The organism is Prevotella sp. P3-92 (genome assembly GCF_002251205.1).
Taxonomy (GTDB): Bacteria; Bacteroidota; Bacteroidia; order Bacteroidales; family Bacteroidaceae; genus Prevotella.
The window spans coordinates 26,168-42,185 of sequence record NZ_NPJE01000050.1; the positions used below are offsets into that span (position 1 = coordinate 26,168).

General features: G+C 44.3%; 14 protein-coding genes. 10 read left to right on the forward strand and 4 right to left on the reverse strand.

The window, feature by feature from the left end:
- Nucleotides 1-25 precede the first annotated feature (25 nt).
- A complete protein-coding gene (locus CIK93_RS07375; protein WP_094447029.1) occupies nucleotides 26-1,618 on the forward strand; it encodes a tetratricopeptide repeat protein in 1,593 nt (530 codons plus the stop codon).
- A 3-nt stretch (nucleotides 1,619-1,621) separates the two neighbouring features.
- Here CIK93_RS07375 and CIK93_RS07380 read toward each other — a convergent pair whose 3' ends face one another.
- From CIK93_RS07380 to upp, 4 genes are all read right to left on the reverse strand, one after another.
- Entirely contained in the window at nucleotides 1,622-2,026 is a 405-nt protein-coding gene (locus CIK93_RS07380; protein ID WP_094447030.1) for a PH domain-containing protein, read from the reverse strand.
- Entirely contained in the window at nucleotides 2,019-2,924 is a 906-nt protein-coding gene (locus CIK93_RS07385; protein WP_094447031.1) for a hypothetical protein, read from the reverse strand. Before CIK93_RS07385 ends, CIK93_RS07380 begins: the two co-directional genes overlap by 8 nt.
- Nucleotides 2,925-2,926: 2 nt before the next feature.
- Nucleotides 2,927-3,832, reverse strand: coding sequence for a hypothetical protein (locus tag CIK93_RS07390; protein ID WP_094447032.1), 906 nt, complete (start codon nucleotides 3,830-3,832; stop codon nucleotides 2,927-2,929).
- 621 nt (nucleotides 3,833-4,453) lie between these two features.
- A complete protein-coding gene (upp, locus tag CIK93_RS07395) occupies nucleotides 4,454-5,110 on the reverse strand; it encodes a uracil phosphoribosyltransferase (RefSeq protein WP_094447033.1) in 657 nt (218 codons plus the stop codon).
- A 226-nt stretch (nucleotides 5,111-5,336) separates the two neighbouring features.
- Between upp and pckA the strand changes: the two genes are divergently transcribed.
- From pckA to murI, 9 genes are all read left to right on the forward strand, one after another.
- Entirely contained in the window at nucleotides 5,337-6,950 is a 1,614-nt protein-coding gene (gene pckA, locus CIK93_RS07400) for a phosphoenolpyruvate carboxykinase (ATP) (protein ID WP_094389865.1), read from the forward strand.
- A gap of 487 nt (nucleotides 6,951-7,437) precedes the next feature.
- Nucleotides 7,438-8,796 (forward strand): DUF6242 domain-containing protein, encoded by a 1,359-nt coding sequence (locus CIK93_RS07405; RefSeq protein ID WP_094447034.1) that lies wholly within the window; start codon nucleotides 7,438-7,440, stop codon nucleotides 8,794-8,796.
- 16 nt (nucleotides 8,797-8,812) lie between these two features.
- Nucleotides 8,813-9,484, forward strand: a complete 672-nt coding sequence (locus CIK93_RS07410) for a DUF6089 family protein (protein ID WP_094389867.1) — start codon at nucleotides 8,813-8,815, stop codon at nucleotides 9,482-9,484.
- Nucleotides 9,485-9,490: 6 nt separating this feature from the next.
- Complete coding sequence (locus CIK93_RS07415) at nucleotides 9,491-10,231, forward strand: isoprenyl transferase (protein WP_094389882.1); 741 nt, start codon at nucleotides 9,491-9,493, stop codon at nucleotides 10,229-10,231.
- Between the two features lie 56 nt (nucleotides 10,232-10,287).
- A complete protein-coding gene (locus CIK93_RS07420) occupies nucleotides 10,288-12,942 on the forward strand; it encodes an outer membrane protein assembly factor (RefSeq protein WP_094447037.1) in 2,655 nt (884 codons plus the stop codon).
- 72 nt (nucleotides 12,943-13,014) lie between these two features.
- Nucleotides 13,015-13,539, forward strand: a complete 525-nt coding sequence (locus CIK93_RS07425; protein WP_254046763.1) for an OmpH family outer membrane protein — start codon at nucleotides 13,015-13,017, stop codon at nucleotides 13,537-13,539.
- A gap of 51 nt (nucleotides 13,540-13,590) precedes the next feature.
- Nucleotides 13,591-14,088, forward strand: a complete 498-nt coding sequence (locus CIK93_RS07430; RefSeq protein ID WP_094389870.1) for an OmpH family outer membrane protein — start codon at nucleotides 13,591-13,593, stop codon at nucleotides 14,086-14,088.
- 55 nt (nucleotides 14,089-14,143) lie between these two features.
- Complete coding sequence (locus tag CIK93_RS07435) at nucleotides 14,144-14,707, forward strand: OmpH family outer membrane protein (RefSeq protein WP_254046762.1); 564 nt, start codon at nucleotides 14,144-14,146, stop codon at nucleotides 14,705-14,707.
- 12 nt (nucleotides 14,708-14,719) lie between these two features.
- Nucleotides 14,720-15,553 (forward strand): glutamate racemase, encoded by an 834-nt coding sequence (gene murI / locus CIK93_RS07440; protein WP_094447036.1) that lies wholly within the window; start codon nucleotides 14,720-14,722, stop codon nucleotides 15,551-15,553.
- Nucleotides 15,554-16,018: the final 465 nt, after the last annotated feature.

The following is a 16,018-nucleotide window of genomic DNA, read 5'->3' on the forward strand; positions in this document are numbered from 1 at the left end:
TTGCATCAGATAATACAAGAACAGAATGAGAAAAGTACTGATAGTATTGCTCGCAGGAATGCTCCTTATGGGCTGTCAAAAAAGTGCAACACAACAACAATTGCAGCAAATCGATAGTATGCTGACTGATGACAAAGTAGAGAAAGCATACGCTGCACTTGAGAAACTGGAGCCAGAAAGCATGCGTGACGATGAGGATAAAGCATACTACTGGTTGCTGAAACATGAGAGCGAACTGCGATTACAACTATTTATCAGTTCTGCAAAACACCTTGAGACTTCTTGTGGTATTTTTGAAAACCACTTCGAAATGGACAAGATGATACGTTGCTACCTTTGCCTTTCTAAAATAGAAGCCTCGCTTCATCATAAAAAAGAGGCTTATGCATGGGCAAGACTTGCATCATTCAATTTTAAGAAATACCACATTTCCAAAAAACTTTCGGGACAATTAAACTTAGCAATGGCTTCATTCTATCAAGACCAATCCAACTATGACACGGCTCTAAAATACGGTAGGCTTGCCCTAACAGATTTCTATACAGAAGGAAGTCCTCGTGAAGTACAACTCTCAATGATGCAACTTTTCATGGCATACGCTGATAAGCAGATGCCAGACTCTGCAGACTATTATTTTAAACGAAGCATTGAAGGATTATCTCACATTCCCGTATATGAACGAGCCACATTTTATGCTGCTGTTGGAGGATGGTTAACCAATACCGATACTATTGCAGCTCGTCATTATCTGGAAAAGTCGTTGGCAATTCACCCCAAGATTCTTGCTCTTCAAAATATCGCCACACTATATCATAAGCAAGGGAAAACGGACAAAGCCATAGAATACTGGAAGAAAGCACTATATTCTACAGACAATACCATCCGTTTAAAGGTTTTAAAACAACTTTATACATTACAATTTGAGCTAAAAGATTACGAATCGGCATGCCAAACAGCAATTCATATAGTGGATCTTCAAGACACCATCAATCATATTGCCAACAATACAAACATCAATACTGTAGAACAAGAATACGACAACACGCTCCATTCTTTCACCAGTCGCTTCATATTCTATATCATACTTTACGTCACATTCATCATAGCACTCATGTCATTTAGCGCATTCCTTATGGTCAATCGCCGCAACAATCGTATGCATAAGAAATATGATGATGCCATATCACAAATTGACAGATTACGAAAACTGATAACGGCCTTGCGACAGGGAGAAAAAACAAATAAGGATGAAACTAAGACTGATAGAGACGTTACACCACAACAACAATTATCACTATACAATGGTCAATTGTTGATGGAAGATATCAAAAAAGGAGGCACAACCATACGATGGACACGTTCCGACTTCGACGATGCTATAAATTATTGTCACACACTTGACTCTGATTTTATTGATTGCTTAAAAGCGCGTAATCCGCAATTTACATCACGAAATATCCTATTCGCATATTTAGACCACTCTGGATTCTCAGACAGTCAACTTCGCCGTGCTATGGCCATAAGTCAAACCACCATCCGCTCGTATCGTTCACGCATCAAACAAGGAACAAAAGTGCCATCGTCCCAAAAGAACAATAACACACAAAATGACGAATAATTGTCACACGACAATCCTATCATTAATAGTCTTCAAGTCACTTATAAATTCTTCTTTTCGACATGGTGAAATCACTATCTCGTCATATTTACCATATTTGATAATGATACGATCAATAGAAAGAGCCGGAGCACTCAGCAGACTCCGAGTAGAGCTAATATTCGTTATCTTGCAAATAGAAATATGCCACCTGATGAGATGTCCACACCTCACAACAAGCTTCTCATTGGTGATTGTATAATCGGTAAAGAAAACTATATCTAAAATAAAGATACCAGGAATAGCAGATATTACTACTTCCAGCCATGTTACCGTTTCTATAACTATTGGCATTAGCAACACCACAATTGTTGAAACTATTAAAATATAAGTTGCAACATCAACTTTCGATTTGTATTTCTTACTCATTACTGTCCTCCTCTGATAATTTTTCTATATTTTTATATACATTAAGATTTATAGTCTTTAACAATCTATCGACATCAAGAATTTTATTCTGTTCTTCTGCCATTTCTGCATACACAGAAACTGCTCCATCAATAGCATCTCTCATTTCGTCATATGGTAAAGCGATATTATCATCTTCGTGTTTCAAAAGCCACACTTCAAAATCATCTTTACTCACAATATCAGTTGATGTACCAGCCACAGAAGTCCACGCAGCAACATACGCTGCTACAGTAAGACCAATGGCTGCATTTACTCCAACAGCAACTGTATATCCTACTCCCACATAAGAAACTGCAATAACAGCTGCATAAAATATAGCAACAACTGCAACAACAGGAACTATAAATGAGTTTTCCTGATCCATTCCTAGACTACTGAGTATTATTTGTTTCTGTTCATCTGTCAATATTCCACCATAGAGACAAGCTTTGTCATCCAAATAACCTTTTTGATACATCAACAATAAATACTCATTAATATCATTATTCAAAATCGCTTGACAAATCTGTTCGTCACCAAGTGCTGTCGTAACTTTTAATAAATCTCTATCCAATTCGGAAGTTCCTCCCTCATTTCCACTACGAGTTAAAAGGTATTGATCTGGTGATTTACAAAATTCTCTTGCGAAAGCTGGCTCTTTAATCATTTTTGAAGCAATTCTTGACAAATATGATATATAATTCTTTTCATGATCGCTAAGCATTATAGGAATTGCTGATTCCCCTTCACTTTCAACTTGAATCTTTTTAACACAAGGTTTATCATCTTGTATAGGAACAGAACAAGAACTAGCAATAACACTTCCGGATAATGTCCAAGATAGTATCCTTGTAAACTTTGTATTTGTTTTTTTCATCTTTAATTATTTTTATGGATTAAAAAATACTTCATCATTACGTTATCATATTTCTCTTTATAATAGTTCTGAGCAATATGCATATAATCTGGATTACTAAACAAACATGCACAGTAAAAACACATATGGCTATCATATTTCAATTCTGGCACTTCTATTTTTTTTCTTTCTATAAACTCCAATATTTTATACGGACCATCTACAAAAAGCCATAACTTCAAAAAATCATTAAATTGCTTGTCATATAAAAGTTTAACTTTTCCAGAACACATTGATCCCAAGTGCAAATATTTCATATATTTGGAAGCCAGACCACAACAAGCGATCATTTTTCCATCAGGCATAATATTAACAGATTCAAATAGATTCTCACAACGACCACACTGAATAGTATATGTTCCCTTATCTTTGTGTGGTAATTGTTTAAGCGCTTCCTCTGTAAAAGGCATCCACATTCCTGCAATTACCCGAAATTGTCCACGGTTTATTGATAAATGTTTTTTTATCTCATCATCGGAAATAAAATCTGCAACACCAAAATTTCTATCATTTCTTGTTTCTATATTTACACATGTAATTATTTCAAGATTAAGTGATGCATTTACCGCATTTTTAATGTTTTGAATAGGAATATATTCTTGATGATCATCCCCTGTACTATAGTTTATTTCTGTCAAACCACAATCTTTAAGTTTTTTCAAGCAATTATACGCAGCATCATAGGAATTAGCCCAAAAAGCATTTGAAATGATTCTCGACTTTAACCCATAGGAATGTACATATGATACCATTTCATACAAATCTTTGCCTAATAAGAAGCACTCCCCTCCTGTGAATACTATTAATTTAATAGAGGGAAAAGATTGTATCGCTTCTTGGCAATACCTTTTCATTTCATCTAACGACATGCGTTGTTTCCTTGAAGGATTACATTCAAAACAACATTCCTTACATGAGGCTGTACAACGCAAAGTCGTCACTAATGTGAGTGTGGATGGGGTCCTTGTGAGCATTTTGTTGTTACTATTTAAATTTTGTTGTTACTATTTAAATGGTGATAATATATGATTGTCATTCTCGACTGCAAAGATACAACACATGAACCAAAATCATATCACGCTACACGTTGCAATATTTCACCATTAAATGCAAACATAACACTGTGCAAATTCACTGTATCACAAAGCGTTACAGTGCACGTTGCAAAATATCTATTTTTGCAACGCTACATTTGCAACACTGTATATTACATCAAACCGATATTCGATGTTCGATATTTCGCGACATCACACATCCGTAAACGTGTATGCGAGGGAGCACCATCGGGGGAGTTTTAAGATTTTAATCACAACGTCCATTCACACCACCCCCCATTCTTATAATTATATAATAGGTGTAAGCAGTATTGCCACACCTCCCAACGTGTGGCAATACTGCCGATGCCATGAGTACGCACCTATCGGTTGCGTAGCACGCCAAACTATAAGATAGAAGCACCATTGTCCAATGCAGACAATGGTGCCAAAGGGTTATAATTTCTCACCGTAGCAAAGGTCGCCACAGTCGCCAAAACCAGGAATGATATATTTGTGTTCATTCATTCCGGCATCAATGGCGGCACACCAAACAGTGGCATCGTCGGGCAACACAGGACGAATGGTATCAATTCCCTCTTGTGTAGCTATCACACTGGCGATATGTATCTTGCGAGGCTTACCTGTTTTGCAAAGCGCTTCAATGGCAGCAGCCATCGAACCACCTGTAGCCAGCATCGGATCAACAAGTATCAAAGTCTTGCCCTTAATGCTGGGCGATGCCATATACTCGGTATGAACGCCCACTTCGGTATGCTCGCGGTTGGTGTACATGCGATAGGCAGACACAAAAGCATTCTCTGCACGGTCAAACACCTGAAGGAATCCTTCATGGAAAGGCAAGCCCGCACGCAATACAGTACCTATAACAATTTCATCTTTAGGCACTTGAATATCACAAATGCCCAACGGTGTGGTAACAGATTTCAACTTGTAATCGAACGTCTTAGATATCTCATAAGCCATCAACTCACCCACACGCTTGATGTTATTACGGAACAACAGACGGTTGCGCTGATGATTCTTGTCGCGCAATTCAGCCATATAGAGGTGCATCACGCTGTTCTCTTCATCGAAATTGATAATTTTCATAGATTGCTTCGGTTTTTGACCGCAAAGATAAGAAATGTTCGCGGAATTTTGCAAAGTCAGCGTGACAATTATTTGCGAGACCACCCATTTTTAACTACTTTAACCAAAAAATGGCCCATCTAAACGCTAAAAAAACTAAAAGCCGACCAGTAAATTCGGAATTCTTTGTAACTTTGCGCCGTAAAACGGATAATAGTAATTTCAAACTCAAATATTTTTCATTATTATGGCAAAGTTAGATTTGACACAGTATGGCATCACAGGCTCAACCGTGATCGCTCACAATCCTTCGTATGAGTTTCTCTTTGAAGAGGAGACAAAGGCAGGACTGACTGGTTTCGATAAAGGTCAGAACACTGAGCTCAACGCAGTAAACGTAAAGACTGGTATCTACACCGGACGTTCTCCTAAGGACAAGTACATCGTTGACGATGCACAGAGCCACAATAAGGTTTGGTGGACCACCGAAGAATACAAGAACGACAACCACCCCATGAGCGAGGAGGTTTGGGCAAAAGTTAAGGATATCGCTATCAAGGAGCTCTGCAACAAGCAGCTCTACGTAGTTGATGCTTTCTGCGGTGCCAACGAGGCAACACGTCTGGCTGTACGCTTCATCGTTGAAGTAGCATGGCAGGCACACTTTGTTACCAACATGTTCATCCAGCCTACCAAAGAGGAACTGGAGAACTTCAAACCTAACTTCGTTATCTACAATGCCTCTAAGGCTAAGGTTGAGAACTTCAAAGAGCTCGGCCTCAACTCAGAGACTTGCGTAGCCTTCAACACCACTTCACGCGAACAGTGCATCATCAACACATGGTACGGCGGTGAGATGAAGAAGGGTATGTTCTCTATGCAGAACTACTTCCTGCCTCTCCAGGGCATTGCTTCTATGCACTGCTCAGCCAATACCGATATGGAAGGTAAGAACACCGCAATCTTCTTCGGTCTCTCTGGTACAGGTAAGACCACTCTTTCTACCGATCCTAAGCGTCTGCTTATCGGTGACGACGAGCACGGATGGGACGACGAAGGCGTATTCAACCTCGAAGGTGGTTGCTATGCAAAGGTTATCAACCTCGACAAAGAAAGCGAACCCGATATCTACGGTGCTATCAAGCGCAACGCTCTGCTCGAGAACGTAACAGTTGCTGCCGACGGCAAGATCGACTTCGCAGACAAGAGCGTAACTGAGAACACCCGCGTATCATATCCTATCGAGCACATCGAGAAGATCGTGAAGAAGGTGAACGGTCGTAGCGCAGGTCCTGCTGCCAAGAACGTTATCTTCCTGTCAGCCGACGCATTTGGCGTACTGCCTCCAGTATCTATCCTGTCTCCTGAGCAGACCAAGTACTACTTCCTCAGCGGATTCACCGCTAAGTTGGCTGGTACAGAGCGCGGTATCACCGAGCCTACTCCTACCTTCTCTGCTTGCTTCGGTCAGGCATTCCTCGAGTTGCATCCTACCAAGTATGCTGAAGAGCTCGTGAAGAAGATGGAGAAGAGCGGTGCCAAGGCTTATCTCGTAAACACTGGTTGGAATGGTACTGGCAAGCGTATCTCTATCCGCGACACTCGTGGTATCATCGACGCTATCCTCGGTGGCGCTATCCTGAACGCTCCTACCAAGAAGATTCCTTACTTCGACTTCGAAGTTCCCACACAGCTTGAGGGTGTTGACACCAACATTCTCGACCCACGCGACACTTACGCTGACGCTGCAGAGTGGAACAAGAAGGCTGAGGATCTGGCTGCCCGCTTCATCAAGAACTTCAAGAAGTATGAGGGCAACGAGGCTGGTAAGGCTCTCGTAGCTGCTGGTCCAAAACTCTAATAGACCCGTCTATTCATTCTAAATATGGCTCGTTTCCTCCATGGAAACGGGCCTTTTTTTGTTATACACCTTCTATCAGAAATTGACAGAAGTCAAAGAAACATAGCAAACCGACAAAATAAAGACCTCTACACGATGGTCATCTGAAAGAAATGTAGTTACTTTGCACCCGCAATTGAGAGATAAAGGTAAAAGATTTATATAGGAACTAATAGACAAGAATTCTAATTAATTATGTTTGATTTACACACAATGGCCATTCTGGCGACTGTGGCAATATCGGCTGTCATGTGCCTAATAACATTGACACACACGAATGTCCGTTAACAACAAGAGTGCGACTTGAGCTATTCATGTCACACTCTTTTTATGTTTAGAAATTCTAAAATATGTCACATTATCATATAATTTACTTAATAAAAGCACCAAATATGACGCTATTTGCAGAATTGTGAGTAAATTTGCATCCAAAATTGAAATATTTCAAATGAAAAAACTCGTAAATGCAGCATGCATGCTGTTGGTCATAGCTGTTTTGACATCATGTCTGAAGTCTAACGATGATGAGGCCGTATATTATAACGACGCCGCAATCACGTCGTTTACCTTGGGCACACTCAACCGCTATCTGCACACAACAACAGCAGCAGGAAAGGACTCTATCTACAAGACAAGCGTAGCAGCATCAAGCTACAAATTCAACATCGACCAGATCAATCACGTCATCTTCAACCCCGACTCACTGCCTTTGGGTATTGATGCGTCAAAGGTGGTATGCACCATAGGTACAAAGAACAATGGCATAGTAGTCATCAAAAACCTCAACAACGACTCACTGAAATTCTACACCTCATCTGACAGCATCGACTTTTCGCAACCACGCGAAGCCCGTGTCTATGCTACCGATGGTATGTCGTATCAGAAATACACCATCAAAGTGAATGTCCACCAAGAAGACGGCGATGCCTTTGGATGGAAACAAATGGCTGACAACAACCAGTTGGCAGCACTCTCTGGCATGAAGGCCATGGTATTGGGCAAGCGCATCTTCGTATTCGGCAACGATGGCGGCACTACCGTTGGCTATACCACCACCGATGGCAACGAATGGACTACACTCACTCCCAACATCAACACACCGCTGACCGCAGGAGCATACAAACAAACCGTGGCAAATGCAGATTCTATCTACATGATGAACGGCAACATGCTGTTGCGCACTGCCGACGGTAGCCGATGGGACGAGATTGGCGAGACAACAGCTATTGCCAAACTCATCGGTGCAAGCAAGAAAGAACTCTACGGCATGACTGCCGACAACAAACTCATGGTATCACGCGACGGTGGACACCAATGGCAAGCCGATGCCATCGACGCAAGCGCATCACTCCTACCCACTGCACCAGTCGCCACGACATGCTATCCAATGAACATGGCAGACTCTACCGACTATGTCGTTATGGCAGGCAACAGTACAGCAAACGCCAAAGCTGCCGTGGTATGGAGAAAGATTGCAGAATACAACTATCATAGCGAGCCAGGACAATGGGTATATATGGAAGCCGACGGCAACAGATACGAACTGCCACAACTCGACAACCTCACACTGGTGCCCTACGATGACGGCGTACTCGCCATCGGTACGGTGAATGGCAATTTTACCTATATCTACCAGTCGCGCGACAACGGTATCACTTGGAAAAAGAACAAGTACTACCAACTGCCAAACGATTTCGATACCAGCACCACACGCTATGCCGCCACATCAGACGGTGTGAATATCTGGCTCTTCGGCGGAGTAAACGGCGAAGTATGGCGCGGCAGACTCAACAAACTGGCGTGGTAAAAGAACGAAACTATCTTTGAGAAAGATACTGCAAACACTGGTTCTCCTCACACTGACCATACATGCCAGTGCACAGGAAGCTCCCGAATATCGAGCCGAGATAGGCGGGGCAATAGGACTGGTGGCCTATGAAGGCGATTTCAACGGCAATCCGCTACGCAACCAGCAACCCATGCTGACCCTCGTAGGACGCTATCGCCTCAATCCACGCATGGCACTGGCTGCCAATATCAGTTGGGGACAACTGAAAGGATCGTCAACCCATGCCAACACCTACTACCCGGATTTGGAGCCCATGAGCTTCAAACATTCGGTGGCAGACATAGGCATGAGGTATGAATATAACTTCTGGCCCTACGGCACAGGACATGAATATCGGGGAGCGCAACGGTTTACACCTTATATATATATAGGTATCGGAGCCACCATCGCAAAACCGGAAAAGACAGAAGCAGCTGTCAACATGCCAATTGGCGCAGGTGTGAAATACAAGATAGGCGACCGTACCAATGTCGCAATGGAATGGACCATACACTTCACAACCAGCGATAAAATCGACGGTGTGGCAGATCCATACGGCATCAAGAGCAGTGGACTCTTCAAGAATACCGATGGTTACAGCCACCTGCGGTTGTCACTGACATACGACATCTGGAGAAAATGCAAAACGTGTAACAACGATATATAAATGACTATGAACAAGCAACTGGATATGACACGCATCCCTGAGCACATTGCCATTATCATGGATGGCAACGGGCGTTGGGCACAACAGCGAGGTAAAGAGCGTAGCTATGGACACCAAGCCGGTGTAGAGGCTGTAAAACGCATCACCTCGGAGTCTGCCAAACTGGGAGTTAAGTATCTGACACTATACACATTCTCTACAGAGAACTGGAGCCGCCCTGCTGACGAGGTTGCAGCACTGATGGGACTGATACTCACATCGCTCGAAGACGAACTCTTCATGAAGAACAATGTACGTTTCCGCGTCATTGGCGATGTATCAAGAATGCCAGAGTCTGTCGTTCAGAAACTACGCGAGACCGAAGAGCATACTGCCAACAATACTACCATGACCTTGGTAGTAGCGTTGAGTTATTCGTCGAAATGGGAAATCACCAAAGCCATGCGTGATATCGCAACAGAAGTGAAACAAGGCACCCTGTCTGTTGATGCCATCGACGACACCACCATCAGCCAGCATCTGGCAACCAATTTCATGCCAGATCCCGAACTGCTGATACGTACAGGCGGAGAATTGCGCATCTCCAACTATCTGCTGTGGCAGATAGCCTATTCAGAATTGTATTTCTGTGATACATTCTGGCCCGACTTCGATGAAGCAGCGTTGCACGAAGCCATTGCCAATTACCAACAGCGCCAACGTCGTTTTGGCAAGACCGAAGCACAGGTGGAAAATGAAGAGAAATAACAACGGAAATAATTAGTAAAGTGAGAAATATATTCTATTCCAACAAATTGACAGACATGGCAAAGTGCATGATGCTGCTTTGCACCATACTCTTCCTTCCTGCCGCTGTTAAAGCACAGGATGTGATTACCAATCCCGAAATCTCCTATACAGGCACACCGCGTGTTTGTGAGATTGGCGGTATAGCTGTAAAAGGCGTAGAAGGTTACGAAGACTATGTGCTGACAGGTCTGTCAGGACTCTCCGTAGGTCAAGTCATCAGTGTACCAGGTTCTGAAATCACCGATGCTGTGAAGCGTTACTGGCGTCACGGACTGTTCTCGAAAGTGGCTATCACTGCCGACTCTATCGTAGGTTCAAAGATTTATCTCTGCATCCATCTCGGCACTCGCCCACGCGTAAGCCGCATCAACTATAATGGTGTGAAGAAGAGCGAACGCGAAGATTTGGAAAACAAGCTGGGTATTATGAAGGGAAACCAGATTACGCCCAACATGATAGACCGTGCAAAGATTCTCGCCAAGCGCTATTTTGACGATAAAGGATATAAGAACGCGGAAATCAGCATCCTTCAGCGCGACGATGTATCCAATAAGGATCAGGTGATTCTTGACGTTGATATCGACAAGAAAGACAAGATGAAGGTGCGCCACATCATCATCGAAGGCAACGAAAAACTCAAGAGAAACAAGATTACAGGTACATTCTTTAAGAACGGAGCCTTTGCCAAGATACACGAAGCCGGCAAGTTCAAAAACTTCTTCAAAGCCAAGAAGTTCACCCCTGAACGCTACGAAACCGACAAGAAAAACCTGATTGAGAAGTACAACGAACTCGGTTATCGCGATGCCACCATTTTGGAAGACTCGGTATGGAACGAAGACGAGAAGCACGTCAACGTATATATCAAGGTGGATGAAGGTCAGCAATACTACATCCGCAATATAGAATGGGTGGGTAACTCAGTACTCACCAGCGACTTCCTCAACAATGCCTTGGGCATGAAGAAGGGCGATGTCTATAATCAGAAACTGATGAACAAACGTCTGAAAGAAGATGAAGATGCCGTGGGTAACTACTATTGGAACAACGGATACATCTTCTATCAGCTCGACCCCACCGAAGTCAATATCGTGGGCGACTCTATCGACCTTGAGATGCGTATCACCGAAAACCAGCAGGCTCACATCAATGCTGTACGCATCTATGGTAACGACCGCCTCTATGAAGAAGTTGTTCGCCGTGAGTTGCGTACCAAGCCCGGTGACCTCTTCTCTAGAGATGCAGTGATGCGTTCTGCCCGTGAGATTGGTAACATGGGATACTTCAATGCTGAGACCATCAACCCAGATATCAAGCCTAACTATGAGGACGGCACCGTGGATATCAACTGGGAATTGGAACAGAAGTCTAACGACCAACTTGAATTCTCACTGGGTTGGGGACAGACTGGTGTAATCGGTCGAATCGGCATAAAGCTCAACAACTTCTCCATGCGCAACCTCTTTGGTAAGAACAAGATGCACCGTGGTATCATGCCTATCGGTGATGGCGAACAACTGTCACTGTCGTTGCAGACCAACGGACGCTACTATACCTCGCTCTCTACAGGTTACAGCACCGGATGGTTTGGTGGCAAGCGCCCGAATGCATTAAACGTCAGCGCCTTCTTCTCTAAGCAGAGCGATATTTCAAGCAGTTACCGCAACAACAGCTACTATAACAACTACCTCAACTACATGTATGGTTTTGGTTCGTACAACGACTTCGGTCACAACTACGACGCTATGCTCGACGACGATAAGTATATTGAGATGTTCGGTGTAGCATTGGGATGGGGTAAGCGTTTGCGCTGGCCCGACGACTATTTCCAATTGTCAATGCAGTTGGCATACACCCGTTATATGCTGCGCGACTGGAGTTACTTTATCATCAGCAACGGTAACTGTAACAACATCAACCTCGGTATTACGCTGTCACGTACATCTATCGACAACCAGCTTTTCCCACGTCAGGGATCAGAGTTCTCAGCATCCGTACAGCTCACTCCACCATGGTCTCTGTTCGACCACAAAGACTATTCCACCCTCGCCACCGACCGCTATTCAGCAGCCTACGAGCGTGAATTGCAGGAGAAATACCGTTGGATAGAATACCACAAATGGAAGTTTAAGTCAAAGACCTATACTGCGTTGACCAGCGGTCAGAAGTGTTTCGTGCTGATGACCCGTGTCGAACTCGGTCTGTTGGGCTCCTACAATAAAGACAAGAAGTCGCCTTTCGAAACCTTCTATGTGGGTGGTGACGGTATGAGTGGCTACTCTACCGGTTATGCCGAAGAGACCGTCGGTCTGCGCGGTTATGAGAACGGTTCGATATCAAACACCGCAGCCTATCTTGCAGGCACGAGTGCATACTATAATGCCTATGCCTACGACCGCTTCACCCTGGAGCTTCGCTATCCATTCATGTTGGGTAACACCACCATCTACGGTCTTGGATTCCTTGAAGGCGGTAACGCATGGGTAGATACCAAGAAGTTTAATCCCTTCGACATGAAGCGTTCTGCCGGTCTGGGTGTCCGCATCTTCCTCCCAATGGTAGGTATGATGGGTATCGACTGGGCTTATGGCTTTGACAAGGTATATAACAACGGCAGCTACCAGAAGGGCGGCAGCCAGTTCCACTTCATTCTCGGACAAGAGTTCTAACCTTATAAAACCTAGAGAAAGGAGACTGTTGATATGAAGAAAGAATACAAGACAATGGGCAAAACCCTACTGATGGCACTCGCCGCCAAGGCACTATTGGTTGCAGCCATCATGATCTTCCTGCCCCAGAGTGCCACTGCACAGAAGTTTGCATTGCTCGATATGGACTATATTCTCAAGAACATTCCAGCCTACGAGCGTGCTAACGAACAGCTGACACAGATTTCCAAGAAGTGGCAGGCAGAGGTGGAAGCCATCCAGACAGAAGCACAAAGCATGTACAAGAACTACCAGCGCGACGTCGTGTTCCTTTCAGAAGAACAGAAGAAGGAGCGCCAAGACGCTGTCATGAAGAAGGAGCGCGAGGCTGCCGAACTTAAAAAGAAGTATTTCGGACCCGACGGTGAACTCTTCAAGAAGCGCAACGCACTCATTGCTCCTATTCAGGAACTGGTATATAACGCTGTGAGCGATGTAGCAGAATCACGCGGTTATCAGTTGGTATTGGACCGTGCGAGTGATTCGGGTATCATCTACGGATCTCCCCGCATCGATATTTCCGACGATGTACTGTCGCGTTTGGGTTCCACACGCTAACCCCAAAATAAAACAGAAAGAAACAATAATAACTAAACAAACAATTAAACAATGAAAAAACTTATTTTAATGTTGTTGGTGTTTGCCCCTCTGGCAACATTCGCACAGAAGTTCGGTCACCTCAACACACAGGAAATCATCCAGGCCATGCCTGAGTTTACCAAGGCTCGCACCGAGATCGAGGCCCTCACCAAACAATACGAGGCTGATCTGAAGAGCATGCAGGATGAGCTTCAGAAGAAGGCACAGGCTTACGAAAAGGAGCAGGCCAACCTTCCAGAGAACATCAAGCAGCGTCGTGAGCAGGAGCTTCAGGAGATGTATCAGAAGATCCAGCAGAGCTATCAGGACAACCGTCAGGCCCTCGACAAGGCACAGGGTGAGAAGCTTCAGGCTATCAACGTGAAGGTTCTCGACGCCATCAAGGCTGTCGGACAGGCTGGTGGTTATGTCTATATCATGGATGTTCAGGGTGGCGTGCCCTATATCAGCACAACCCTTTCTACTGATGTAACAGCCCAGGTAAAAGCCAAGCTCGGACTGAAATAAACAATGTGTAAGGTAAAAAAGTAAAAACGTAAAAAGATAAAAACAACAGAAACTTATGAAAAAGATGATATTTGACAGCATGGTAAAAAATGCGGTAAAATGGGTTTTACCTTTTTGCCTTTTTGCTTTTTTACCTTTAACTGTTTCTGCCCAGGATGTAGCAACAGATGGCAACACCCTGAAGTATGGCTATCTCAGTTATGATGCCGTGCTCCACAGCATGAATGAATATGCCACCGTTGAGACCAGCATGATGCAGCTCAACGAGAAGTATGCAGCCGAACAGAAACGTGCAGAAGACGAGTTCAACCGGAAGTACGAGGAGTTTCTCGATACGCAGCGCGATATGCCACTGACTATTTTGCAGAAGCGCCAAAGCGAACTTCAAGACTTGCTCAACCGTAACATCACCTTCAAGAAAGAGAGTCAGGCACTCTTGGAACAGGCAAAAGCCAAGGCAGAGGCACCTCTTCGCAAGCGTATTGCCGAAGCCATGGGTCGTGTCGGCATAGCGCGTCGCCTTGCCTTTATCATCAATACCGACCAACAGGCTGTGGCATGGACCCACCCCATGATGGGTGAAGACGTGACCGAGGCTGTGAAAACTGCATTGCGATAAGCGTCATTACCGATGTTGCCCAGTAATCCAGGCCCTATAGGCATCTTTGACAGCGGCTATGGCGGACTAACCATTCTGCATGGAATCCGCCAGTTGCTTCCCCAGTACGACTTTCTCTATCTGGGCGACAATGCCCGTGCGCCTTACGGCACACGTTCGTTTGACGTGGTATATGAGTTTACCCGCCAGGCTGTCATCAGTCTTTTCGAGCGTGGTTGCCATTTGGTCATCCTCGGTTGCAACACCGCTTCAGCCAAAGCCCTGCGCACCATTCAGCAGAAAGACCTGCCGCTGATAGATTCCAACCGCCGTGTCTTGGGCATCATCCGTCCCACTGCCGAAGTGGTGGGAACACTGACCAAGACTCGCCACGTGGGTATCTTTGCCACCGAAGGAACGATTAAAAGCGAGAGCTACAACTTGGAAATCCACAAATTATTCCCCGACATCAAGGTTTCGGGTGTGGCATGTCCCTTCTGGGTTCCTTTGGTAGAATACAACGAAGCCGATTCTCCCGGTGCCGACTATTTTGTGAAGAAGCGTGTCGATCAGTTGTTGCGCCTCGATGCCCAGATTGACACCATTATTTTAGGTTGCACCCACTACCCTTTGCTGCTGCCTAAAATCAATAAATTCATACCCCGTGGCGTGCGTATCGTATCACAGGGGGAATATGTGGCAGAGTCGCTCCGCCAGTATTTTGATCGCCATCCCGACATGGAACAGCGTTGCACAAAAGGCGGACATGTGCATTATCTCACTACTGAGAACCCCGATCGCTTCAAAGAGTCGGCTCAACTGTTTCTCCACGAACCCGTTGAGGTGGAGAATATCTCACTGGGATAAACTGCCCAGGGGCATGATCAGACGCTGCAATCTCCTATCATGCCTCATCCCGCAAAAGTCATCCTTCCAGATGCTGATTGCCGACAAAAGGCAATACCTCACTAATCTGTCAGCTGAACAGCTATTTGCCAGACATCACACAAACGCCATGTATCAATCTCGCGTTCAATACTTTGCACCGCAATAAACATCATTTTTCTCAGCAAAGTAAATTGATTTGCTGAGGAATTCAAATTGATTTGCTGAGGAAAACAAATTGATTTGCCAAGGAAAACAAATTGATTTGCTATCCAAAGGAATATCCGTACCACATCAAGAGCATATCCACAGCATGCTGGAATGACTTAATACAGATTTACTTTACACCGTTTTAACAATTAAAAAACAGTGTAAATGATGAAAAAGGAACGTAGAGCAGCTCGTCATTTTGACGATCAATTCCGTTTGAGTGTATTAAAGGATTAT